This is a genomic window from Legionella impletisoli (genome assembly GCF_900639875.1).
In the GTDB taxonomy this organism is placed as follows: domain Bacteria; phylum Pseudomonadota; class Gammaproteobacteria; order Legionellales; family Legionellaceae; genus Legionella_A; species Legionella_A impletisoli.
Window position 1 is genome coordinate 130,422 of record NZ_CAAAIA010000007.1, and the last position, 23,057, is coordinate 153,478.

The window sequence follows — 23,057 nt, forward strand, 5'->3', positions numbered from 1 at the left end:
ATGACATAAATAACCCCTCTTAGTTCCCACACCGAGCTCGGGTCGCTTTTAGAAAAAGGTACGCTTCGTCGCGAGCGTAGAAAGAATTTGACTTTTAGACGAGACCGTATCCATACAATCGGTTCTTATCGTTTTGTGCATAACTTATGAAAAATTAATAAACTTTAAATTAAGTTTTTTGTAACCAATTGATTATTAATTGTTTTTGTTTAATTTATCATAAATGAAACTTATTTTATACTGTGGATAACTCTGTGAATGTTACGTTTATTTCTTTTTAATTCGATAGCAGTAATGAATTCGCTTGCTGCGCTTGAAGTCTTCATCAATCGTATCCAACGTTATATCCTCTACCTCATAACGCTCTAATACCTCTGGAGCTATTTTAAAGCGCTTAAAATTGGTTGAAAAATACAAAACACCATTATCTTGGAGTAACCGCATAGCAGAGGCAATCATCGATACATGATCACGTTGAATATCTAACGTTGATTTCATCCGCTTTGAATTAGAAAAACTTGGCGGATCTAAAAAAATCACATCGAACTTGTCTTTGCATAAGTTTAACCATTCCAAACAGTCATATTGAATAAACTGATGACGAGCTAAATCTAAATTATTTAATGCAAAGTTGTCTTTTGCCCAATCCAAGTACGTTTTGGATAGATCTACATTCGTTGTGATAGCCCCAGCCAAAGCAGCATGCACACTAGCCGATGCGGTGTAACAAAAACAATTTAAAAATCGCGTTTTTTCTGGGAGCTTTGCAAAGGTTAATCGAAGCGGGCGATGATCTAAAAATAAGCCTGTATCCAGATAGTCATATAGATTCACTTTAAACTTAGCTTGACCTTCTTGGACCGTAATAAAGCGGTCTGTCTTGCTCATTTTCTCATACTGGCTTTTTCCCTTTTGCATCCGACGCTGTTTCACCACCATATGGTTTGGAGAAACATTTAGGATAGTCGGTACAACTTGCATCACCTCTAAGCTTCGTTGCTCTGCTTTGTGTATTGGTACTGAAGCAGGAGGGGCGTACTCCTGTAACACCACATAACCGTCATAATAGTCAATGGCGAAAGCATATTCAGGGAGATCCGCATCGTATACCCGATAAGAGCTCACTTGATTTCGCTTAGCCCATTTTTTTAGGTGGTTGACATTTTTTTGCAAACGATTTGAAAACATTTGTGCGTTTTCAGACAATCGCCCGCCTGGCTGACCTTTGAGTTGATTATCCCGAATAGACATACAATAGAGTTTACATTCGAGGGCACCATTGAAGAGTGTGTATTGTTTGCTCGAACGAAGCCCAGTTGCCTTAGCAAGCATTGGATTAGAAGTTATAAAAGCCGCTTCCCATCCTTGAAAATGCTCATACATCACATGTCCAAACTTCTGATATAAGGGGATTAATTGGGTGGCATCGCTTAAACGCTCACCATAAGGAGGATTAGAAATCAGTAATCCTTGATCAGCAATGGCTTTAATTGCTTCAATCGGTTTACTCTCAAAGGATACGAGTTTTGCAACGCCTGCACGTTTTGCATTTTCTTCTGCGATTTGAATCAAACGCGCATCAACATCTGTGCCCAAACATTTTATTTTAACCGGTTTAACTTCACTTAATGCTTGGGAGCGAATCTTTTCCCACAGTGAGGACTGATGAGATACCCAATGAATGAGCGATTGATCCGTTCGTAGAAGTCCTGGAGCAATGCGAGCAGCCATCATTACGCCTTCAATGAGTAACGTTCCTGAACCACAAAAGGGATCTTGTAAAGCATAACCACTGGCCGCAAGCTTTGGCCAGTTTGCTCTAAAAAGCATAGCCGCAGCCACATTTTCTTTTAACGGGGCGATGCCTGCTTCTTTTCGATATCCTCGTTGATGTAGGCTATAGCCAGTTAGATCAAAGCTGACCGTTAGTGTGCTTTGCTTTAAGTAAGCATGCAAAAGAATATCTGGCTTATGCCGCTCAATACTTGGGCGCTTATTTTGCAGTTTATGGAAATGATCCACAATTGCATCTTTGACAACTTGTGCACCATACATTGAGTTTCTTATTTGAGAAGACGAGCCATGAAATTCGATGGCAAAGGTTTTGTCGGACGTAAACACCGTTTGCCAGGCAAATTCGCTGCATAATTTATAAATAGTCTGTTCATTATGAGCCTGGCCATTAAAGAGTATCAATTGCACACGATTTGCAAGTCGTGACCAAAGACAAATATGATAAATGATGGCCAGATTCGCCTCACCATACACTCCTTGAGGGCTAACGCGCGTAACATGGAGCCCTAGAGATTTCAGCTCTTCTTCCAAAAGGTATTCCAACCCTCTAGGGCAACTGACAAAGAGTGAATAATTCATGACATGGTTGCCCTTAAATAACGAAACAACGCTTTGCTAGCTCCGGTATTTTTTTGTTTTTGCTGCTCTTCAATAACTTTTTTAATGAGTTGTCTTAAGCCTTGCACATCTTCAGGCTGATAACTTTCGACAAACTCTGTTAATGCCTCGCGGCCACCATGAATTAAACGGTCTCGCCAAAGCTCAATTTGATGAAATACTGCGGTTTTAGCTTTATCTTCAGCCAATAACTGCTCATATTCAGCAATAATCTCTTCGCTGTTGGCTACACGCATTAATTTTCCAATCAACTGCGCTTGACGACGTAAGGCCCCATGACTTTTAATCGTTTTCGCCGTTAAAATCGCTTGTTTTAAAGGCTCAGAAAGAGGTAGCTTATCTAGCTTTTCCGCACTTAATTCTACAAGCTTTACGCCGATCTTTTGCAGCGCTTCGGCTTCGTTTTTAAGTTGTGTTTTACTTTTGGGTTCATCCATAGGTTTTATTCCGCCATCGCCAGATCAGTTGATTATAGTTCTATTCTAATAAATTAAGGATTATGTATCTAAGCACTAACACCATGTTCTAAATCAAAGTGCAATGAGTCTTTGTTTGCGCGGGTGCGAAGATAGGTTCGTCCAATCGCGAAAAAGTTATAGATAAGAATGCAAAGGAGTAGAGAATGAAGCCAAGTCACGGTTAATTTAGTGAATAAGGGAATGGTAATAAAAACCCCGATGCAACCCGACAAGCTTAGAATTAAGGTTTTCTTTAACGGGATTTTATCATGTTTTAAAAACACCAACGTCGTTAAAGGCTGCTGTAATGCACCCGCTGTGGTCATAATAGGAAACGCCACAACAGGAGAAACATTTAAAACAAACAAAACACCTTGTACCATAACAAACAAACCAATCCCAACAGAAGTCAGTGCTCCACAAACAATCATGGCAAAAAAACCAATCACAAGCTTCCAAGAATTCAAGGCAGCAAGCTCACCACCAACCGGAATAATTCGAAATTGATGACATAGCAATAAGGCAATTAATATTAAAAAACAACACACCATCGCAAAACGAATGGCTTGTTTACTTAATCGACTCACAATCGTCCCACCCAGCAGTCCACCAATGCAGGTTCCAATCACTAAGGTTAGAAGAGTGGTCATATCCACATCAATGATCTGCATAAAAAACAACGATTCGATGGTGCCTGGGATCACCTGAGCCCCATTATTGACCGCTGGCAACTCATCGTCTTTAAACGTACCTAACATCTTGGCAAGGGCCACATTTACAGCAAAACTACCAACCCCCACTGTATCGGCAATAAAAGCAATCACACCGCTAACCCCTAGTTTTAAATAGTGCGATGGTGTGAGCGGAACTACAGGTTGATGCCTAACCTTATAAAGCATGACCGCCACACAAATCAGGGTCAAAAGGATAATTGAGAAAATAATTAAAGTGATGGCCATTTTAAACTCATAAAAATTTTAAGCCTTAAGGTAAAAGTAAGTAGAAGCGCCTACGGCTACGGCGTGACCACTGGACCACTACGATTCTAATCATTCACTTCGTACTACTGGATACCTCGGTCAAGCCGAGGTACGTAGGGGATTTAGTCGCCTAGTCTTACATAGGAAATTGGCCCTACGTCCTGTGGCTTGACTACAGGACCCACTACGACTCTAATCACTCACTTCGTACTGCTGGATACCTCGGTCAAGCCGAGGTACGTAGGGGATTTAGTCGCCTAGTCTTACATAGGAGATTGGCCCTACGTCCTGTGGCTTAACTACAGGACCCACTACGACTCTAATCACTCAATTCATACTACTGGATACCTCGGTAAAGCCGAGGTACGTAGGGGATTTGGTCGCCTACGTCTTACATAGGAAATTGGCCCTACGTCCTGTGGCTTGACCACAGGACCCACTACGACTCTAATCACTCACTTCGTACTACTGGATACCTCAGTCAAGCCGAGGTACGTAGGGGATTTAGTCGCCTAGTCTTACAGAGAAGATTGGCCCTACGTCCTGTGGCTTGACCACAGGACCCACTACGATTCTAATCACTCACTTCGTACCACTGGATACCTCGGTCAAGCCGAGGTACGTAGGGGATTTGGTCGCCTAGTCTTATGTAGGAGACTGATTCCTACGTCCTGTGGCTTGACCACAGGACCCACTACGATTCTAATCACTCACTTCGTACTACTGGATACCTCGGTCAAGCCGAGGTACGTAGGGGATTGGGTCGCCTACGTCTTACGTAGGAGATTGGCCCTACGTCCTGTGGTTTGACCACAGGACCCATATTAAGTAATCCATAATTTATAAGTGCAGTTCGAGCTAACGTACGGTCACCCTATAAAGCGTCAGAGTCTAACAAACAAGATGATAATTAAGCAAGTAGAAAGTTTAATAAATGAACAAAAAATACCTTTTAACCAAAGAGCTTCTTAGCTAATTTAGCGACATGCTCTCCTTGCGCCCGCGCGAGTCCTTTTTCAAGATCGCTAGGCGTTCGGCTCCCGTCTGCGCCTGCAATAGTGCCAGCCCCATAGGGTGATCCTCCCCGAACTTCGCTGATATTAGTCAACCCTTTTGCAGAATATGGAAGCCCTACAATGATAAAACCATGATGAGCCAATGTGTTCCAAAACGAAGTAATGGTGGTTTCGTTCCCCCCTCCTGTGCCGGTTGAGGTAAAGACACTGCCTACTTTGCCAATCAAATCACCATTCATCCACATTTTTCCAGTTTGATCGAGATAATTACGCATTTGAGCTGCCATGTTGCCAAATCGCGTCGGTGTACCAAAAATAATCGCATCATACTCTTTCAAATCTTGTGGTTTTGAAACAGGAGCATCTTGATCTAGTTTTACCCCAGCCTCTTTAGCCACATCTTCAGGCATGGTTTCCGGTACACGCTTTAAATCCACTGTAACACCATCCACTTTTGTGACCCCTTTAACCACTTCTTTCGCTAGGGTTTCGACATGTCCATAACTTGAATAATAAAGCACCATTACCTTGGCCATAACATCCTCTCTTTTGAGTTTTGTCTCTTGATTTTTGGTTCATCTCGCCAGTATGTCAAGGGAACGAGTGATCTTATACTGAGATTCTTATGGTACAATCGTAAATCTTGATTATTTTCGACAGCTCATATGATTTTTCTTAGAATGCTCAAAACGCTTGGTATGTTATTGGTTCTTATCTATAACAACACGGTATTTGCCGCTCATACACTTCGTGATATTCACGGTCATGAAATTCCTTTAGCGTCTTTAAAAGGAAAATGGGTTTATATCAATTATTGGGCAAGCTGGTGTGGGCCTTGCCTTGAGGAAATTCCAGAACTTAATCGATTTTATAATCGCTATAAATCTCAGAATGTTGTGATGCTGGGAGTCAATTACGATGCTCTTCCTTTGTACGAACAAAAGCAATTGGTTCGAGAAATTGGTATCAAATACCCTAATTTAAGCGAAGATCCATCCTCATTTTTTCACATAAGAGACATTCGAGGGGTTCCTGTGACGTTCGTGTTTAATCCTGATGGAAAGCTTCGAAAAACCTTATATGGCCCGCAAACGATAGAAACATTACAACGAGTCATGTCTTGATGAAGAAGTGCGGGATAAGCTAAAGTAAATTCCTAAAGCTTAAACACCACCTCGCAATAAGCGCTCTTTTTCATCCCGAGTCAACCTAACGGTGATGCGCCAACCGCCCTCTTGAATTTCTTCCTCCGCTAAAACTGCATCCAACTGGTATAACTTCGCACGTAACTTTGCTTCTTCTGGCTTTAATTCAAGCGTCTCTTCCATCACCCCGCCATGAAGCTCTTTTGCGATGGCTTCTTTTAATAATTCAAGCCCTTCGCCTGTAGCTGCTGAAAGCCAAACTTTGCAACCTCCTTCACCACAATCTAATTTTGGCTCCCAACCTTTTTGTCTATCAATTTTATTAAAAACAAGAATGCGCTTTATTTCTTCAGCACCAATTTCTTTTAATACGTATTCAACAGCCATAACGTGATCACGCCAAATGGGATCTGAAACATCAATGATATGCAATAATAAGTCTGCTTCTTTAGTTTCTTCTAATGTTGCGTGAAACGCATCCACCAATTTGTGTGGTAGATCACGGATAAAACCAACCGTATCAGCCAAAATAACGGAAGCGGAACCTGGGAGGTCCAATTTACGCATCGTGGGATCGAGCGTTGCAAATAATTGGTTTGCAGCATAAATTTTTTCACCTGTTAACGCATTAAAAAGAGTAGACTTTCCAGCGTTAGTATAACCAACCAAAGAAACCGTCGGCATGGATGCGCGACGCCTAGCGCGTCGGCTTTGATCGCGGTTTTGACGAACTTTTTCAAGACGTTTGAGAATTGATTTAATCCGCTCTCTTATCAAACGGCGATCCGTTTCTAGCTGCGTTTCCCCCGGGCCTCTTAAACCAATGCCCCCCTTTTGGCGCTCCAAGTGAGTCCAGCCACGAACTAATCGAGTGGATATGTGTTCAAGCTGCGCCAATTCCACTTGTAATTTACCTTCAAAGGTTCGCGCACGCTTTGCGAAAATATCAAGAATTAAACCGGTTCTATCCACCACCCGGCATTTGAACAATTTTTCTAAATTTCTTTCTTGAGAAGGGGATAGTTCATGATTGATTAATACCAATTCTGCGTCAAGCGCTTCAACCTGAGCTCGAATTTCTTCCGCTTTACCTAACCCAATAAAATATTTCGCTTCAGGCGATGCACGTGAACCTTTTATACTCGATACGATCTCTGCATCCGCAGAGTGTGCAAGTTCTTTAAATTCCGCCAAAGCTGTTTCATAATCAATTTCAGGGAGAGCCAGTTGCACTAAAATAGCCCGCTCTCCCCCTTGTGGACGTTCAAACAAGATTTATTTCCAATCAACGTAAAAATTGCGTCAGTCTGCCATATTTTTAATTTAGTCACCAGAGGACAAATTTAGGGCCCTTGAAGGCACTACGGTAGATACGGCATGCTTAAACACCATTTGCGTTACAGCATTTTTAAGCAAGATGACGTGTTCATCGTAATCATCTACGATTCCATGTAATTTGATGCCATTGACTAGAAAGATAGATACGGGCATTTTTTCTCGCACTAATGCCTTAAGAAACGACTCCTGCAACACATGATTGTCAGACATTGCCTGCTCCTTGTAATTATTATTTTGGCAACAACTTGTATTGTATTGTCGAACAAACTTGGAAAAACTTTAGGCTAAACAGTAAAACTAGGTTATGCGTCTTCGTATCGCTGGCTTAGCTGGTCTATTCTCATAATTCTTTCTACACTAATGAAAAGGACGAATGATTAATTAAGGACAGATCATGAACATCACCCTATTTCTTGCAGAAGTCATTGGCTGGTATTTTGTCATTGTCAGCTTATTTGTTCTTGTCCGAAGACGAAAAATGGAAGCAATCTTGTTAAATATCGCAAGCCAGCCTTCGCTGATTCTTATACTTGGCATTATAACGATTATCCTCGGACTATTAATGGTGGTCAGTCATAACATCTGGGTCATGGATTGGCCGGTTCTCATTACACTAATATCTTGGCTAGTGCTCTTAAGTGGATTATTTCGCCTACTTATGCCCGAATGGGGGGTGAATATAGCGAATTGGTGGTTTACTCATCAACCTTATTTGATTGCAGTAACCGTCCTGTATCTTTTAATCGGGTTATTTTTACTTTATAAAGCTTTTACCGTGTAATGAATAAAAAAATCCTTTGAAATTTCACATTTTTATAAAATGTTGACTATCATTACAATCACCAACAACACCAAAAACAAAGGACTGGAAAATGGCAACTACAACAAAAAAAAGAAGTAACAATACCGAAAAAGCACACGTTGCAGAAGCAGCAAATGCACTATTGCATGAGAGCAAAAAATACGCTCATGAGCTTTATGAAGAAGGCGTAAATAAAGTTAATGACGCCCAGCAACAAGCGAAAGAATACAGCGACGAGCTTGCTGAAAAAGTCAAAAAAAATCCAATGACATCGGTTTTAATTGCAGCAGGTGTAGGATTTTTACTGTCTTCTTTACTTCGTAAATAATGAGAGCAGTTGATGAATTAACCGGGCTTGTTTCTAGCAAATACGAGGCAATAAAAACCTTACTTGCCATCGTGAAGCTAGAAACAAAGCTTGCCGGTTTAAGTGTTTTTCCCTTGGTTATGAACGTTGGCATTTTAATTGCTATTGCAATAACCTCGTACTTTACGGCCATGATTTTATTTGGTTATGGATTTTACACCTTGTTTCAAAGTGTGCTCATTGCTCTAGCTGGGGTATTCATTCTGAACCTTATTTTTTTAGGGATCTCAGTAAAATACTTGTTGTATACCTTAAAAAATATGAGCTTTGAGCGAACCAGAAGGTTATTATCCCAACAAGAAGGTAAAGACCAATATGACGACGAGAAGCGAAGTACTCAACACCTTAAAGAGGATGGAAAAGAAATATCATCACGAGCAACAGGAAGCGATGCGTCATAAACAATATTGGATGCAAGTATTTAACCAATACAAGCCTTGGATCATTGCGGCATCCATTCCACTTGCTTTTCTTATCCTCCGCTCAACCAGTAAACAATCAAACATTCAACAAGCCAAACAATACGCCCGTTATATCATTCTGACCATTTTAGCGAGTGTGCAAACCAGAGTTTTGTCGGCCTTGATCAATAAAGCAATTTGAGAGATTTCTTACAAGATTATAAGTCCAAGCTTAGATGACACACTCTGTGAAAAAGTTATACTTGCATTACAGGGATTGACACGGAGTGTCTGACAAGAAGTCAACTAAGGACCAGCACACATAATGCTTTACCGCAAGGAAGCGGGCTTTGAGTAAAATATAAGCTTGTGCACTGGTTTTCATTTCTTCGTTTACCTAATTACAACACTAAAATTTAATAAACCTCAACTCAATTTAATACTCACAGCTTTAGTCATTTTTATACGTTCGAATTCTCGCGATTGATAACAGAATTTATACCATGCTTCCCATCGATACCGCAGTCTAGACCGCGGTAATTCGACGAAAGGGTTATAATTGAAAAAAAAGCCTTTCAACCAATATAAAGAGACTTCTTAAACATCAATATTTTCAGCATCCAGAGCGTTTTCTTCGATAAACTCTCTTCTCGGCTCAACCTGATCACCCATTAAAGTGGTAAAGATTTCATCTGCGGCCACAGCATCTTCAATGGTGACTTGCATCATACGGCGGCTGGCAGGATCCATTGTCGTTTCCCACAGTTGATCTGGATTCATTTCTCCTAAGCCCTTATAACGTTGAATGGTTTGGCCGCGCTTGGCTTCATCCATAAGCCAACTCAAGGCTTGATCAAAGCTTTCCACGGCTAATGTTTTATCATTACGCTTGATGTAAGCACCTTCTTCCATGAGCTCCCCAAGGCTCTTACCAATTCGCACCAATTCTTTGTAATCTTTGGATAAAAAGAGTTCCGTATTTAAATCAACCGGCACATCTACCCCATGCTGAGTGATAATAACACGTGGTAAATAATGATCATTTTCTTGATCATGGATCACTTTTACACGAAACTGATGCGTTTTGGTATTGCATTGTTGGATACGTGTACTTAATTGGTTTACCCATTGCTGAATGATTTCTTCGCGATTGAAATCATCTTTCTGCACTAAAGGCATGTAAGCTAATTGTTTCAGAATCTCAGGATGATAACGCCTGGAGTATCGCTTCACGATTTTTTCCATTTGCCTTATATCGTTCACCAACGTTTCAAGCGCTTGAGCTGTAATTGGCGGTGCGTCTTTAGAAGGATAGAAAGCAGCCCCATCCAGTGCATTGTTCGTAAGATAATCAAACAACGCGTCATCGTCTTTTACGTATTGCTCTTGTTTACCGGTTTTCACTTTATAAAGAGGTGGTTGGGCAATATAAATATACCCTCGTTCAATAAGTTCTGGCATTTGGCGGTAAAAGAACGTTAATAAGAGTGTGCGAATGTGAGAACCGTCAACGTCCGCGTCCGTCATAATGATGATGCGGTGATAACGTATTTTATCAGGATCGTATTCATCCGCCCCAATCCCACAACCTAACGCGGTGATTAATGTAGCGACCTCTTGCGAGGATAACATTTTATCAAACCGTGCTTTTTCCACATTAAGGATTTTACCTTTAAGAGGTAAAATAGCCTGGAATTTACGATCGCGGCCTTGTTTTGCTGAGCCTCCCGCTGAGTCACCCTCTACAATATACAATTCTGATAAAGCAGGGTCCTTTTCCTGGCAATCCGCTAATTTACCTGGAAGGCCCGCGATATCTAACGCGCCTTTTCGTCTTGTCATATCGCGTGCGCGCCTTGCGGCTTCGCGAGCTCTTGCCGCATCAATCATTTTGCCAACGATGGCTTTAGCGGCTGCAGGTTGCTCGAGTAAGAAATCGTTAAATTTTTCTGAAACCAACGATTCGACAACGCCTTTTACTTCGGATGAAACCAATTTATCTTTCGTTTGCGAAGAAAACTTAGGATCAGGGACTTTTACCGATAAAACCGCCGTTAACCCTTCACGCGCATCATCGCCAGTTGTTGCGACTTTTGCTTTTTTAGCTAACCCTTCCGATTCGATATAGTTATTCAACGTTCGAGTCAATGCACCACGAAATCCTGCCAAATGGGTCCCACCATCACGTTGCGGAATATTGTTGGTATAACAGAAAATATTTTCTTGATACGAGTCATTCCATTGCATGGCGACTTCGACGGTTACGCCTTCTTTATCACCGCTCATCGAAAATACGACCGAGTTGATGGGATTCTTATTGCGATTAAGATGCTCAACAAAGGCTTTTATACCCCCCTCGTAACGAAAAGTATCGTGTTTATCGGTGCGTTCATCGTGCAAATGAATGCAAACACCTGAATTTAAAAAAGACAACTCTCGCAAGCGTTTCGCCAGGATATCGTAATGAAACTCAATATTGGTGAAGGTGTTTGCACTGGGTTTAAACCAGACTTGCGTGCCAGTGCTATCCGCTTCTCCGGTGACCGTTAAAGGGGCCTCAGGCACCCCATTCAAGTAATGTTGCTCATGGACTTTTCCATGGCGGCGAATCAGAAGATGTAGCTCTTCAGATAACGCATTCACCACAGAAACCCCAACCCCGTGCAATCCACCAGAGACTTTATAAGAATTATCATCAAATTTACCGCCGGCATGAAGCACTGTCATAATCACTTCAGCGGCTGAGCGGCCTTCTTCTTTATGAATATCAACCGGAATTCCTCGCCCATCGTCTTTAACGGTAATGGATTCATCAGCATGAATTGTGACGTGGATTTCTTTACAATAACCTGCCAATGCCTCATCAATGGAGTTATCCACTACCTCAAAAACCATGTGATGCAAGCCCGTTCCATCATCGGTATCGCCAATATACATACCAGGACGCTTTCGAACGGCATCCAATCCTTTTAACACCTTAATATTACTTGAATCGTAACTGGTCTCAACACTCATAGGGATTCCTCGTATGAAAACCGGGGGGGAAATCGTAGAATTATACCATAAACTAGGGCTATAAAGTAATGCCTTCGTGGGTAGCGCTAATTCAAAGAGTTTAAGATCATCCACACAGACTCTCTTTAGTTATTAAGAATTTTCTTCACTATTCAGCCAGTATTTTTGCTTCTCCCTCAGGGAGCTATCTCTTGATCACATCTCTGCCTACGCCACATGGCTTGACCGAGTAGCCCAGTGTGTTTAGCGCAGTAATTATGGAGTCTGTGGTCAAGTCAAAGAACCTAGAAGACTAGAGCTTGACTAGATTTTGAGTGTTGTGTAGAAGATTCAGCTCAGGAAGAAGGGCGGATGAGGGATCAAAGAACAGGAGTTTCATATATTTGTTACATCTTTTCATCAAAGATGAAATTACCAATGCATGCACCCATAGGACATGGCCTTCAAGTTTTAACTGTATAAACGTCGTGCATGTATAATGGCAAATCTGTTTCACGTGAAACAATTTGCTGAAATTCATGTATTCAGCAACTGGAGCGTGTTTACAATACATCTCTATCATTTAATATATAATCAAAAAACTAAATTATACTTATTAGGAACGTGTCTTTTATGACCATTGTAACTAATTAGGCGATCGTTATGAGCATGAGGCTTATCATTTCTATGTTACTGACATTAGGTATTTGTTGTCTAGCCATTGCTGATAGTAGCAAAGATCATCAAATGACTATCTTTAAAACCAAAGAGGGAAAAGAAATTCGATGCTTCGTGTATCCCAAGGATCAGACGGTCTTAAAACAACTGAAACAAGGAGAACGTGTTCAGATGGATGGCGGTTTAACTTTTCCTAATATTACTCCTAGTAATAATCCTGTAAACTTCACTGATTAACCCTTTATAATAATTTTTGCTTCATAATCATTCTTATAGGATAGTGCCTCATTGGATTCCATTTCTTCAACTTGCCCATGGCGGACAGTAAACACTTTATAATCGCGACCAAGCTCATCCAAAGGCAAGTGGTTAATATCAATAGCCGTGAGAATGAGTTGCCCCTTGACTTCTCTAAGATACTGGAAAATTCGTTGTAAATGGTTACGATCCAGTTCGGCGGCTAGATCATCGAAGAGAAAGACACATTCATTAGGCATTAATGTGGCTTGGGCTAACTTTAAGGCAATAAGAATTATTTTTTGCTGGCCGCGGGAATAGAGCTGCTTAGCTTTTCCTGAGCCCTCAAGCTGAAACAAGAGGTCGGCCTGGTGAGCGCCCGATTGCGTGTATTGGCGTAAGCGATCCGATGCAAATTGCTCGTTTAGAATCGTAGATAAATCGTGCGTGCCTTGTTTTTTCCCCCACCCTTTAAAATACTGAACTGCAGCAGGCGTATCGGTTAATTGCGCTAAGATCGACTGAAACGCATTCATCCATTCACAAACGTAGGGCTCTCGAAACTGGTCCAATTGTTCAGCAAGTGCCACAAGTTGCTTATTCCAGGGGATGAATGCTTTAGGTTCGGCTTTTAGACGCAAAAGTGCGTTTCGTTGTTTAAGCACGCGACGATAGTCTTTCCACAACGAAAGATACTCTTGTTTCACGTGAAACATTCCCCAGTCTAAAAGCGAGCGACGTATGGAAGGGCCAGCATCGATGATGTTAAAAATGTCTTGGTAAAATACCTGGCAAGGAAGAAAGCGAGCTAACTCGCTGCTGCTGTGACAAATCTTACGGTTTATATGCACAACCGTAGGCCCTGAGATTGATTTCTGTATACTTAGGGTTTCATCTTGGGCAAGCTTTGCAAACACAGTGAGCTTAGAGTGCCCTTCATGAATCAATGGATTGGTTTCTCGTGTTCTAAAGGAATGCCCTGTTGCTAGGAGGTAAATGGATTCTAAAAGAGACGTTTTACCACTGCCATTTTCTCCCACAATGAGATTACAGCCTGGATGAAGTTTAAGCCGAGCTTCAGAAATATTGCGCAGATGATGAACATCAAGTTGATTGAGGTTCATGAATGACAAGGTCCTAAATTTTCATCGGCATGATGATGTATTGATACGTCTCATCCTGTAATGACTCCACTAACACACTGCTATCACTATTGGTCATAGACAATTGCAAAGGACCTTCCGGGACAGAGTTTAAAACGTCTTGTAAATATCCAGCATTAATACCAATTTTTAACTCATCGCCCTGGGTTTTAGCTTCTAGATGTTCCATCGCCTCTTCGTGCTCTTGATTATTGGCAACTAGCGTTAATTGCGAGTCTTGCATATGCAGCAATACCGCGCGCGATTTTTCATTGGCCAATATGACAATGCGTGACAGGGCTCGTTTTAACACATCACGTTCCAGCACTACGTGCTTATCTTGCTCTTTAGGAATAGCTTTGGCGTAAGGGGGAAAGCGTGCTTCTATTAACTTTGAAACAAACGTGTATTGCTCAGTCATGACTTTAAAATGGTTTTTGCCAGCAGCGAGTGTCACGCGATCATCCGTGATATTACCAAGCAGTCGCAATACTTCTTGAATCCCTTTTCGTGGAATTAAAAGACGTTGCGATTGTCCCCCAGTATCACACGCTAATTTGCAAATCGCCATACGGTGCCCATCGGTGGCTACAGCGGTGATCTGCTGACCTTCCAGCTCCAATAACAACCCATTTAAAAACACACGAACGTCTTGTTGCGACATCGAAAAGTGCGTAGACTGCAATAAATGCACTAAATCCGTTCGTGCTAAGGTTAATTCCAAATCACTGACTTCATCTTCGCTGTTGGGATAATGATCCGCAGGCAATGTAGCTAATTTAAACTGGCTTCGTCCAGCTTTAATCACAACCCCTTTCTCACCACAAGAAATAATAGGGCTCGCCGTATCTTCAAGCGATCGCATAATATCAACGAATTTTTTAGCTGGAACAGTGATAGCACCGGAAGCTTGATTGGCCTGGCAAGGAATCGTTGCGGTGATCTCAATTTCGAGATCCGTTGCGGTTAATAAAACATGCTCACCTTGTAATGTGATTAAAATATTCGCCAAAATCGCCAAAGACTGCTTTTTATCAACCGCACCAGCAACGGTCAGCAGCGGCGTTAAGAGATGTTGTTTACTAATCGACAGTTCAAACATGGCATTCTCAAATTAAGACGATAAGGTGCGCATGAGATTTTTATAATCTTCTGCAAAATCACCAGCTTCTTGTAATAATTCTTTTACCTTACGGCAAGCATGAATCACGGTGGTATGATCGCGGCCGCCAAAATGATCCCCAATTTCAGGTAAACTATGGTTCGTTAATTCTTTAGCTAATGCCATGGCCATTTGCCTTGGCCTTGCGATTGAACGACTACGTCGCTTTGAAAGCAAATCAGCAACCTTCACCTTATAATATTCTGCTACGGTTTTTTGAATGTTTTCAATGGTTACTAATTTATCTTGTAAAGCTAAAAGATCACGGAGCGCTTCATTCACAAACTCAATGGTAATTGGTTTACCAGTAAAATGTGCATTGGCAATGACGCGTCTTAAGGCTCCTTCCAATTCACGAACGTTGGAGCGAATGCGTTTGGCAATGAAAAAGGCGACTTCATAAGGTAGCTCAATATTGGATAACTCGGCCTTACTGATTAAAATTGCAACGCGCGTTTCCAATTCAGGTGGCTCTACCGCAACGGTTAATCCCCATCCAAACCGTGATTTAAGCCGTTCTTCAACGCCTTCAATTTCTTTAGGATAGCGATCACTTGTTAAAATAATCTGCTGTTGGCCTTCAAGTAAGGCATTAAAGGTGTGGAAAAATTCTTCCTGAGAGCGGTCTTTACCTGCAAAAAATTGAATATCATCAATTAGTAATGCATTGAGTGAGCGATAAAATCGTTTAAACTCATTAATGGAGTTGGTTTGTAACGCTTTGACCATATCCGCAACAAAACGCTCAGAATGCAAATATAACACTTTGGCTTCTGGGTTATTCTTAAGAATAGAATTTCCAATCGCATGCATTAAGTGGGTTTTACCCAATCCAACACCACCATAAATAAATAATGGGTTATAGGCATCCCCCGGGCGCTCAGCCACTTGCAAGGCGGCCGCTTTTGCCAATTGGTTTGAGTTTCCTTCGACAAAGCTGTCAAAAACAAATTTTTTATTAAGATAACTGTTTTTATAATGATCCGCTGTTTTTTTGGGGGAAACTTTTACCGCTGGCGCATCCGATATCTTTTTTTCGTCAAGAACAACAGGGTTCGCTAATTTGCTGCCAATCTCAATACTGACAAGCTTTATTGCATCTGCGCTGAGTTGACCGACCAATTCTAAAATTCGACTATAAAAATGCTTTTTGACCCAGTCCACGACAAAACGATTGGGCGCTAGCAACACCAACGTGCTATCGTCCGCTGCTTCCGCCTGGAGAGGGCGCAACCAGGTATTAAATTGCTGAGCTGGATACTCTTCTTGTAAATACTCTAAACACTTCTGCCAGACAGTTGCAGACACAGATAACTCCTCAAACATGTTTTCTATACGCTTTCTCGAGGTATATGCTAGCGCTAGGATATGCAATACAGTATTTGACACTCAAGCAGGTCTATCAGGCATACAGGCAAACCAAAGAAGCGTAAATCCATCCCTCATACAACCCCATTCAATCTATAAGCTACTTGAAGACGAAACGATTTTAAAGCCCCCCTAATAGAACACAATAGGATCGTGTTAAAAAGGCTCCAGTCGTTACCTCATGTATGTTCATTAAGCACCATTAAAATAGTGCCATTGAATGCGCCTCCAGGGCAAGAAAAAACTGCGAAGAGGTTTTAGGGATGGTTATGAAATGCAAAAAAAATAACCAAACAAAGATTATAACGGAACAAGGACATGAATCGTAGCATTTATTCACAAAAAATAGTGGATAAAGTACAAAAAAGTATAGGAATAGTTAGGGTATAACCCTTAGGAAAAAAGAAAAGACTGGGTTATCCCGATCTTACACGCGCTTACGTTAAGAGATTACAAACAAGAAGAAAGTAAGATTATATGATTGATTTTATTGATTTTTTAAATGTTATCAACTGATTTTTTTGTGCTTATAATAAGTAATAAGTTAAGAAATTAAATCATTATATTAATTACAGCAGACCTTCAGAAACATTTAGCCCATCAAGATGAAGGTATTTCGTTTTTTGTGCTTTAGCATGCTTTTTCTCATTCATCTATTAACTCAACTCTATCAATTTAAAAAATACATCTAGAGGTGAACTGTTATTTAACATTTAATAATAATGTGAATGGATGGGATCTAAAACTACGTGTTAGTGGTGTATAAAACTAAGAATTAAAGAGCAGGATAAACTTATCCAGGATCTAATCCTGAGTAAAAACAGGGCTTTTAAACAAGGTTTGCCTTTAGATAACCATATGATAAATAATACAATATTATAATGATTAACAGGTAAACGCAGACTTATAATAAATATCAAGTAAAAAATATTAAATGATAATAATTACTACGCTTCTGCATAACTTTAAATCTTGAAAAAAAACCTGTTTGACACCTAGTTGAAAGTTATCTATCATTGCCCACTTTGAAAAATTATTTGCAGGTTCATCATGAAACGCACTTTTCAACCTAGTAATCTAAAACGAAAAAGAGATCACGGTTTCCGTGCTCGGATGGCGACTCGCGGTGGTCGTTTGGTCATTAATCGTCGTCGTGCGAAAGGCCGTAAACGTTTGTCCGCCTAAGTGTATTGTTTTAGTAAACGAAGACGCCTGTTAAAAAAGAGTGATTACGATCACGTGTTTGCACAGGCGAAAAAAATGATAACCCCTGAGTTCATTTTTTTATACCGAACAAATTGCCTAGATCATGCGAGGCTTGGTTTAGCTTTATCGAAGAAAGCTGTTCCTAAATCGCATGATCGCAATCGTTTGAAGCGATTGCTTCGTGAGAGCTTTCGAACATGTGCGTTGCCGGCAGTTGATGTGGTTGTTTTGGCCAGAAGCGGTGTGGCTCAATTAGATAAACCAACGCTTTCAATCAAATTAGGTAAAGCATGGGACAGGTTATTCGCTTTATGCAACAAGTAATTTGTGTTCCTATTAGGCTTTATCAGTATATTATAAGCCCTCTTATTAAACCCTGTTGCCGCTATTACCCAAGTTGCTCTCAATACGCACTAGAGGCTATTGATCACCACGGGGCATGCAAAGGGCTTTTAATGACCGTTCGCCGTCTTTTACGCTGCCATCCATGGTCGCCTGGCGGTTATGATCCTGTATTACCAAACACCAAAGAGAAACATTGATGGATACTCGACGATTTATATTATATGCGGCACTAGCCCTGGTTGTTTATTTGTTATGGACAAGCTGGCAAGCTGATTATCCGCCACCCGCTGCTGTGACCCAAACGGCTATGAGCGGAGCTGCTAAACCTCAAGCGGCCGATGATCGCTTATTGCCTAAAATGAGTCCACATCAAGAAGAGCCTGTTGCCCCAACAGAAAGTTCGCCCGTAGAAACCAAGTCAGTAAAAGATATTTCGGTTAAAACGGATGTGCTTGACTTAGAGATTGATCTTAAACATGGAGACATCGTTCAAGCTAAATTATTGGATTACCCCGTAAGTGTTGAAGAAGACCGCCCGATTACCTTGCTTCAAGATAATAAAAACGAACAATATGTAGCCAATAGTAGCTTATTTGTGGTTCGTGGTCATGAGGTCGATAATCTCGATTTTAATTTTACGGCTGAAAAAGATTTTTATCAGTTGGCTTCGGATGAGAAAAAATTAACGGTAACCTTAAACGGCCAAGCGAATGGGCTGCACGCTAAAAAAGAATTTATCTTCACAAAAGGCAGCTATTTAATTGAGGTTCGCTATCACCTGACCAATGAAGAGGATTCTCCCTGGAAAGGGCATATGAATGCGCAATTGTTGCGTAGCTCTCCTAAAGAAGATAAATCGAGCATTTTTCATATTGGATCATATACGGGCGCTTCATATTCCGTTCCTGGGCAACATCGTTATCAAAAAGTACCCTTCAGCAACATGGCAAAAAGCAACCTGGATGTTAAATCCGAAGGCGGCTGGGTAGCTATGCAGCAGCATTATTTCTTAAGCGCTTGGATCCCATTAGTCGATACCACCAATCGCTTCTATACCCGTTCATTAGATAATGATTACACCATTGGCATGGTGACAAAACCCATTGTCGTTTCTCCTAATGAAACGGAAACAGTAGGTGCTAATTTATACGTTGGGCCTGAATTGGATGACCAATTAAGTGCAGCCGCACCAAGCCTTGATTTAACCATTGATTACGGGTGGTTATGGTTTCTTTCCTCATTCCTTTTTTGGATCATGAAAGGGATTCATTCGGTAGTTGGAAACTGGGGTTGGACCATTGTCTTGGTGACGGTATTGATTAAATTAGCGTTTTATCGCTTATCAGCCACCAGTTACAAATCGATGGCGGCCATGCGAAAATTACAGCCTAAGCTTCAGGCGTTGCGTGAGCGATTTGGTGATGATAAGGCTAAAATAAGCCAGGCTACCATGGAGTTGTATCGTCAAGAAAAAGTGAACCCATTGGGCGGTTGTTTGCCTATTTTGATTCAAATTCCAGTCTTTATCGCGCTCTATTGGGTTTTATTAGAGAGTGTGCAATTACGTCAAGCACCGTTCATTTTTTGGATTCATGATTTAGCCTCAGCAGATCCTTATCATGTGCTTCCCATCATCATGGGCGCTACCATGTTAATTCAGCAAAAACTAAATCCTGCGCCACCGGATCCAACTCAAGCAAAAGTCATGATGTTTTTACCCATTCTGTTTACAGCGCTGTTCTGGAATTTCCCAGCAGGTCTTGTGCTGTACTGGATTGTGAATAACACGCTATCGATTTTGCAACAATGGTACATCACTCGTAAATACAGTGATGAAAAACCCAATAATAAGAAGTTAGCCGCTGCCAATAAATGAGCACCGAAACCATTGCAGCCATCGCTACTCCGCCCGGTCGAGGCGGAGTGGGTATTATCCGACTTTCAGGGCCTAAAGCCACAGCTATTGCAAACGCCTTAACAGGAAAAGCAGAGCTTACTCCGAGAATGGCTCATTTTTGTTTGTTTCATGACCGTCATCAAACGTTGGTGGACGAAGGATTGGTGCTATATTTCCCAGCTCCACATTCTTTTACCGGGGAAGATGTGGTGGAATTTCAAGTGCATGGTGCGCCCATCGTACTTGACCGTTTACTCGCCGAAGCTTGCCATTTTGGTGCCCGTCTTGCTCGCCCTGGTGAATTTTCTGAGCGTGCATTTTTAAACGACAAAATGGATCTCACTCAAGCTGAAGCCATTGCGGATTTAATCCACGCAAGTTCCGAGACGGCTGCACGGATGGCTGTTCGCTCTTTGCAAGGAGAGTTTTCACAAACGATTCATGCGTTGAATGATAAAATTATTCATCTTCGGCTTTATGTGGAAGCAGCCATTGATTTTCCTGAAGAAGAAATCGATTTTTTAGCGGATGGTAAAATCGAAACGATGCTTCATGAGATTATGGCTGATCTGTTTCATATCCGTAAAAACGCAACACAAGGTGCTATGCTTCGGGAAGGGTTATCCATTGTGATTGCCGGTCGCCCAAATGCAGGAAAATCCACGTTAATTAACGCCTTATCTGGCCGCGACGTGGCCATTGTTACCGATGTGGCAGGAACCACCAGGGATGTCATGCGAGAGCATGTTGTCTTAGATGATATCCCCGTTCACCTCATTGATACAGCAGGGCTTCATGAAAGTTCTGATCTCATCGAACAAGAGGGCATTAAGCGCGCTTGGCAAGAAGTAAAGCGCGCTGATTGTGTGTTATTCATGATTGATACGAAAGCAGCAGAGCCTGAAGTGAATCAATTGGATGCTGATATCCGAGAAGCTTTGCCCAACCAGGTTCCTATTATTCGTGTGTACAACAAAATTGATGCGCTTGGCTTGGAGCCCAAAACGGAGCCTAATGCGGTGTATCTTTCAGCCAAATCAGGTGTTGGACTTTCGCTTTTAATTGCAAAAATTAAAGACGTGGTCGGTTATCATCCCAATGAAGGACAATTTTTAGCACGCAGAAGACATCTTAAAGCGCTCGAGGATGCCGAAGCGTTCTTAGAATCCGGCCGTGAGCAATTAATGACTTATCGAGCAGGAGAACTCTTAGCGGATGATCTTCGTCAAGCGCATCAAGCGCTATGTGAAATTACCGGCGAATTTACTGCGGATGATTTGCTTGGCAAGATATTTTCGAGTTTTTGTATTGGTAAATAACAACACTGATTATTTATTTCCCTACTGCTCAATCACTCAATGTGAAAAAAATAAATACAAAAAGTCTTGATCTCGAATTAAACAAGATGTAATTTAATAAGCTTTAGCTGATTATTGTTATGGGTTGGGGTAGGATATTATGCCGGAATCACAAGGATTAACTTATCGAGAAGATAAGCAAAGCTTCTTTAAAACAATTGCCACGCCAACGACCACCCCGACCATACATCTAATTCGAGAAGAGGCAAAGAAAAAGGATTATGCTTTTGCTGCAACCTATCTTTCAGACATTGAGCAAGATTTTAATGATTTATTTAATGCATTGCAGCAAAATGGCGAAAATCGCGATAAATTTTGGTATTACTGCTACTACTGCGCGTTAATTCTTCAGTTTTATTATAAAGCCTACGGGAAAAAAGAATTAACTGAAAAATATAAGCAGCTTGCCGAAGAAATAAGTACGCGTTATGAAGATCAAAAATTCGCTAAACCAACATTAGCAAGTGAGTCCTATTTAAATACCTTAGGTAAGCAACTGGCTTCAGATTTAAGCGCTCTAGCCAAAACACCGCTTCATTCCTCAAAAATCAAAGATATGGCTGCATTGGCCAATATAACCAGGATGCAAATTGTTTTTTCACGTATTTTTTTGCAACAAACGCTCATCGTTTTAAAAGAGTCTGAGCTAATCGGTAAGCTTATAGGCAGACGGGGAGCCATTGACGGCATGCTCAATATGCTCGATAAGCCAACGGGCGTATTTAATGTGCTTAGTGTAGGTTTATTTGCTATTCGATTCACCATGAATGTCGGCACACTGCTTAAGCACACATTCTTTCCTAATACCGAAGAAGCTAAGCTTCCCATGGCAGAGCGATTTCGAAAGGAATTTAATAAACGTCATTGCGAAATGCTAAACGATTTAGTCTGGGGAACAGTGAATGGGTTAACCAACTACGCCCATTATTTCAAAATTTCTGCCTCGGCCGCTGGTTGGACCATGGCTGCGTTTTTAGTGTTTGATGTGGCATTACTTATGTATCGTCGCCGCTTAGCGGAAGAAGACTATTTTAATCGCCGAGCGCAATACATTCAGGAATTAGAGAACTATAAAGACGATCCTGACCATCAAGCCGTGATTTTTGAACAAATGGATCTGCTTGATATTCGCTGGCAGGCAACGAATGCGACCTTCTGGTTTAATATTACCGCCGCTATTTTATTGATGGGAGGCTTTTCAGCCGCCCTCATGTTAGCATCCCCTGTGGCCGTACCCGTTTCATTTTTTGTTTGCTGCTTTGCCATTGCGATGTATGTTTCCGGCGATATGTATGGAAAGTACAAAGAAAAAGCTCTCGTTTATGAATATAAAGAAGAGAAAGCGTTAGCCACAAAAGACGATATAGCGGCTGTAAAAAATGCTTGGTCTGATTTTATTATTCACATGGCAAAAAGTGCTATTGTGCCCATGGTCATTATGGGCGTTTTTGCAGTATCATGGCCCGCAGCACTTGCATTAGCAGTCTTATATATTGGCTATGAGTTTGGTAAAGGGTATTTAAACTTAAAAAAGGCACCGGAAGAGCCTAAATTGCCTAGTCCTGAATCAATGAGCCTTGATCATGACTTGGATAAAGAAGAAGATGCGATTTCTGACCAGGAGGAGACCGCACTTCTACTTATTAACTCGAGCTCTTCTTAGAATGCTTCTAATATGCATTGTTGGATTAGACCGCTAGATGGCCCGAACAAGTCGGGCCAAGTGGGCGGGATTGGGTCAAGTAGGTGAG

The 23,057-nt window shown here is 41.3% G+C and carries 22 protein-coding genes; 12 read left to right on the top strand and 10 right to left on the bottom strand.

What is annotated here, in order from left to right; all coding sequences use genetic code 11:
- Positions 1 to 267: 267 nt before the first annotated feature.
- From rlmKL to wrbA, 4 genes are all read right to left on the bottom strand, one after another.
- Entirely contained in the window at positions 268 to 2,373 is a 2,106-nt protein-coding gene (rlmKL, locus tag E1O41_RS08775; RefSeq protein WP_131776940.1) for a bifunctional 23S rRNA (guanine(2069)-N(7))-methyltransferase RlmK/23S rRNA (guanine(2445)-N(2))-methyltransferase RlmL, read from the bottom strand.
- Positions 2,370 to 2,849, bottom strand: a complete 480-nt coding sequence (gene yjgA / locus E1O41_RS08780) for a ribosome biogenesis factor YjgA (protein WP_131776941.1) — start codon at positions 2,847 to 2,849, stop codon at positions 2,370 to 2,372. The genes rlmKL and yjgA overlap by 4 nt, the downstream gene beginning before the upstream one ends.
- 68 nt (positions 2,850 to 2,917) lie before the next feature.
- Positions 2,918 to 3,829, bottom strand: coding sequence for a sulfite exporter TauE/SafE family protein (locus E1O41_RS08785; protein WP_131776942.1), 912 nt, complete (start codon positions 3,827 to 3,829; stop codon positions 2,918 to 2,920).
- Positions 3,830 to 4,802: 973 nt separating this feature from the next.
- On the bottom strand, positions 4,803 to 5,402 hold the full coding sequence (gene wrbA / locus E1O41_RS08790) for an NAD(P)H:quinone oxidoreductase (protein ID WP_131776943.1): 600 nt from the start codon (positions 5,400 to 5,402) through the stop codon (positions 4,803 to 4,805).
- Between the two features lie 144 nt (positions 5,403 to 5,546).
- Here wrbA and E1O41_RS08795 point away from each other — a divergent pair, with 144 nt between their 5' ends.
- Positions 5,547 to 5,990, top strand: a complete 444-nt coding sequence (locus tag E1O41_RS08795; RefSeq protein WP_242603903.1) for a TlpA disulfide reductase family protein — start codon at positions 5,547 to 5,549, stop codon at positions 5,988 to 5,990.
- A gap of 39 nt (positions 5,991 to 6,029) precedes the next feature.
- Here the strand turns inward: E1O41_RS08795 and hflX are convergent, their stop codons facing one another.
- A complete protein-coding gene (gene hflX, locus E1O41_RS08800) occupies positions 6,030 to 7,283 on the bottom strand; it encodes a ribosome rescue GTPase HflX (protein ID WP_131776945.1) in 1,254 nt (417 codons plus the stop codon).
- Positions 7,284 to 7,334: 51 nt separating this feature from the next.
- Positions 7,335 to 7,559, bottom strand: coding sequence for an RNA chaperone Hfq (hfq, locus tag E1O41_RS08805; RefSeq protein WP_131776946.1), 225 nt, complete (start codon positions 7,557 to 7,559; stop codon positions 7,335 to 7,337).
- A 184-nt stretch (positions 7,560 to 7,743) separates the two neighbouring features.
- Here hfq and E1O41_RS08810 point away from each other — a divergent pair, with 184 nt between their 5' ends.
- The 4 genes from E1O41_RS08810 to E1O41_RS08825 all read left to right on the top strand — a co-directional run bounded on the left by E1O41_RS08810 (position 7,744) and on the right by E1O41_RS08825 (position 9,121).
- Positions 7,744 to 8,130, top strand: a complete 387-nt coding sequence (locus E1O41_RS08810) for a hypothetical protein (protein ID WP_131776947.1) — start codon at positions 7,744 to 7,746, stop codon at positions 8,128 to 8,130.
- A gap of 91 nt (positions 8,131 to 8,221) precedes the next feature.
- On the top strand, positions 8,222 to 8,479 hold the full coding sequence (locus E1O41_RS08815) for a DUF883 family protein (RefSeq protein ID WP_131776948.1): 258 nt from the start codon (positions 8,222 to 8,224) through the stop codon (positions 8,477 to 8,479).
- Complete coding sequence (locus tag E1O41_RS08820; protein ID WP_131776949.1) at positions 8,479 to 8,919, top strand: hypothetical protein; 441 nt, start codon at positions 8,479 to 8,481, stop codon at positions 8,917 to 8,919. Before E1O41_RS08815 ends, E1O41_RS08820 begins: the two co-directional genes overlap by 1 nt.
- Positions 8,909 to 9,121: a hypothetical protein gene (locus E1O41_RS08825; protein WP_131776950.1), complete on the top strand. Its 213-nt coding sequence runs from the start codon at positions 8,909 to 8,911 to the stop codon at positions 9,119 to 9,121. The genes E1O41_RS08820 and E1O41_RS08825 overlap by 11 nt, the downstream gene beginning before the upstream one ends.
- Before the next feature lie 395 nt (positions 9,122 to 9,516).
- Here the strand turns inward: E1O41_RS08825 and gyrB are convergent, their stop codons facing one another.
- Positions 9,517 to 11,934 (bottom strand): DNA topoisomerase (ATP-hydrolyzing) subunit B, encoded by a 2,418-nt coding sequence (gyrB, locus tag E1O41_RS08830; RefSeq protein ID WP_131776951.1) that lies wholly within the window; start codon positions 11,932 to 11,934, stop codon positions 9,517 to 9,519.
- Between the two features lie 642 nt (positions 11,935 to 12,576).
- Here gyrB and E1O41_RS08835 point away from each other — a divergent pair.
- Positions 12,577 to 12,828, top strand: coding sequence for a hypothetical protein (locus E1O41_RS08835; protein WP_131776952.1), 252 nt, complete (start codon positions 12,577 to 12,579; stop codon positions 12,826 to 12,828).
- Here the strand turns inward: E1O41_RS08835 and recF are convergent.
- Genes recF through dnaA form a run of 3 tightly spaced genes read right to left on the bottom strand, consistent with a single transcriptional unit; the run spans position 12,825 to position 16,440 of the window.
- A complete protein-coding gene (recF, locus tag E1O41_RS08840; protein ID WP_131776953.1) occupies positions 12,825 to 13,952 on the bottom strand; it encodes a DNA replication/repair protein RecF in 1,128 nt (375 codons plus the stop codon). The two genes, E1O41_RS08835 and recF, sit on opposite strands and share 4 nt — an antisense overlap.
- A gap of 13 nt (positions 13,953 to 13,965) precedes the next feature.
- A complete protein-coding gene (gene dnaN / locus E1O41_RS08845) occupies positions 13,966 to 15,072 on the bottom strand; it encodes a DNA polymerase III subunit beta (protein ID WP_131776954.1) in 1,107 nt (368 codons plus the stop codon).
- A gap of 12 nt (positions 15,073 to 15,084) precedes the next feature.
- Positions 15,085 to 16,440: a chromosomal replication initiator protein DnaA gene (dnaA, locus tag E1O41_RS08850; RefSeq protein ID WP_131776955.1), complete on the bottom strand. Its 1,356-nt coding sequence runs from the start codon at positions 16,438 to 16,440 to the stop codon at positions 15,085 to 15,087.
- Positions 16,441 to 17,550: 1,110 nt separating this feature from the next.
- Between dnaA and rpmH the strand changes: the two genes are divergently transcribed.
- The 6 genes from rpmH (at position 17,551) to E1O41_RS08880 (ending at position 22,969) form a co-directional block, all read left to right on the top strand.
- Positions 17,551 to 17,685, top strand: coding sequence for a 50S ribosomal protein L34 (rpmH, locus tag E1O41_RS08855; RefSeq protein WP_131776956.1), 135 nt, complete (start codon positions 17,551 to 17,553; stop codon positions 17,683 to 17,685).
- Between the two features lie 54 nt (positions 17,686 to 17,739).
- Positions 17,740 to 18,030, top strand: a complete 291-nt coding sequence (rnpA, locus tag E1O41_RS08860; RefSeq protein ID WP_229669354.1) for a ribonuclease P protein component — start codon at positions 17,740 to 17,742, stop codon at positions 18,028 to 18,030.
- Positions 18,018 to 18,248: a membrane protein insertion efficiency factor YidD gene (yidD, locus tag E1O41_RS08865; protein ID WP_373288404.1), complete on the top strand. Its 231-nt coding sequence runs from the start codon at positions 18,018 to 18,020 to the stop codon at positions 18,246 to 18,248. The genes rnpA and yidD overlap by 13 nt, the downstream gene beginning before the upstream one ends.
- A complete protein-coding gene (yidC, locus tag E1O41_RS08870) occupies positions 18,248 to 19,927 on the top strand; it encodes a membrane protein insertase YidC (RefSeq protein WP_131776959.1) in 1,680 nt (559 codons plus the stop codon). Before yidD ends, yidC begins: the two co-directional genes overlap by 1 nt.
- A complete protein-coding gene (gene mnmE / locus E1O41_RS08875) occupies positions 19,924 to 21,267 on the top strand; it encodes a tRNA uridine-5-carboxymethylaminomethyl(34) synthesis GTPase MnmE (protein ID WP_131776960.1) in 1,344 nt (447 codons plus the stop codon). The genes yidC and mnmE overlap by 4 nt, the downstream gene beginning before the upstream one ends.
- Positions 21,268 to 21,406: 139 nt before the next feature.
- Entirely contained in the window at positions 21,407 to 22,969 is a 1,563-nt protein-coding gene (locus E1O41_RS08880) for a hypothetical protein (RefSeq protein ID WP_131776961.1), read from the top strand.
- Positions 22,970 to 23,057: the final 88 nt, after the last annotated feature.

Coding starts and splice junctions, on each gene's coding strand:
- rlmKL (WP_131776940.1), bottom strand. CDS start 2,373: ATGAATTATTCACTCTTTGTCAGTTGCCCTAGAGGGTTGGAATACCTT.
- yjgA (WP_131776941.1), bottom strand. CDS start 2,849: ATGGATGAACCCAAAAGTAAAACACAACTTAAAAACGAAGCCGAAGCG.
- E1O41_RS08785 (WP_131776942.1), bottom strand. CDS start 3,829: ATGGCCATCACTTTAATTATTTTCTCAATTATCCTTTTGACCCTGATT.
- wrbA (WP_131776943.1), bottom strand. CDS start 5,402: ATGGCCAAGGTAATGGTGCTTTATTATTCAAGTTATGGACATGTCGAA.
- E1O41_RS08795 (WP_242603903.1), top strand. CDS start 5,547: ATGCTCAAAACGCTTGGTATGTTATTGGTTCTTATCTATAACAACACG.
- hfq (WP_131776946.1), bottom strand. CDS start 7,559: ATGTCTGACAATCATGTGTTGCAGGAGTCGTTTCTTAAGGCATTAGTG.
- E1O41_RS08810 (WP_131776947.1), top strand. CDS start 7,744: ATGAACATCACCCTATTTCTTGCAGAAGTCATTGGCTGGTATTTTGTC.
- E1O41_RS08815 (WP_131776948.1), top strand. CDS start 8,222: ATGGCAACTACAACAAAAAAAAGAAGTAACAATACCGAAAAAGCACAC.
- E1O41_RS08820 (WP_131776949.1), top strand. CDS start 8,479: ATGAGAGCAGTTGATGAATTAACCGGGCTTGTTTCTAGCAAATACGAG.
- E1O41_RS08825 (WP_131776950.1), top strand. CDS start 8,909: ATGCGTCATAAACAATATTGGATGCAAGTATTTAACCAATACAAGCCT.
- gyrB (WP_131776951.1), bottom strand. CDS start 11,934: ATGAGTGTTGAGACCAGTTACGATTCAAGTAATATTAAGGTGTTAAAA.
- E1O41_RS08835 (WP_131776952.1), top strand. CDS start 12,577: ATGAGCATGAGGCTTATCATTTCTATGTTACTGACATTAGGTATTTGT.
- recF (WP_131776953.1), bottom strand. CDS start 13,952: ATGAACCTCAATCAACTTGATGTTCATCATCTGCGCAATATTTCTGAA.
- dnaN (WP_131776954.1), bottom strand. CDS start 15,072: ATGTTTGAACTGTCGATTAGTAAACAACATCTCTTAACGCCGCTGCTG.
- rpmH (WP_131776956.1), top strand. CDS start 17,551: ATGAAACGCACTTTTCAACCTAGTAATCTAAAACGAAAAAGAGATCAC.
- yidD (WP_373288404.1), top strand. CDS start 18,018: ATGCAACAAGTAATTTGTGTTCCTATTAGGCTTTATCAGTATATTATA.
- yidC (WP_131776959.1), top strand. CDS start 18,248: ATGGATACTCGACGATTTATATTATATGCGGCACTAGCCCTGGTTGTT.
- mnmE (WP_131776960.1), top strand. CDS start 19,924: ATGAGCACCGAAACCATTGCAGCCATCGCTACTCCGCCCGGTCGAGGC.
- E1O41_RS08880 (WP_131776961.1), top strand. CDS start 21,407: ATGCCGGAATCACAAGGATTAACTTATCGAGAAGATAAGCAAAGCTTC.